Origin of the sequence: Idiomarina sp. UBA4206 (assembly GCF_002383015.1) — a bacterium.
Taxonomy (GTDB): domain Bacteria; phylum Pseudomonadota; class Gammaproteobacteria; order Enterobacterales; family Alteromonadaceae; genus Idiomarina; species Idiomarina abyssalis.
Window position 1 is genome coordinate 73,632 of the sequence record NZ_DFTS01000019.1, and the last position, 212, is coordinate 73,843.

A 212-nucleotide genomic window follows, 5' to 3' on the forward strand; every position below is an offset into this window, starting at 1 on the left:
AAGCCGCGACACCCGACATGCGCCCTCTGCGGGTTTTAGACACCGTTTTTCCCGTCACATCTTTGTTGGCCACCGAACAAATACCTCGTGACAAACTGAACAGCGCCAGCAGGATAACGACCGACCAGCCCAGCATATCGCCATCTAAGGTCGCTACTGCAAACAACATGGCCAACAGGGATAGTGCCTGACCGATACTACCGGCAACCCAG

Annotated in this window: 1 pseudogene; it reads right to left on the bottom strand. The window is 55.2% G+C overall.

Features of this window, described 5'->3' with window-relative positions:
- Positions 1–212: pseudogene (locus B3180_RS04295) on the bottom strand (MFS transporter permease); the annotation flags it as partial.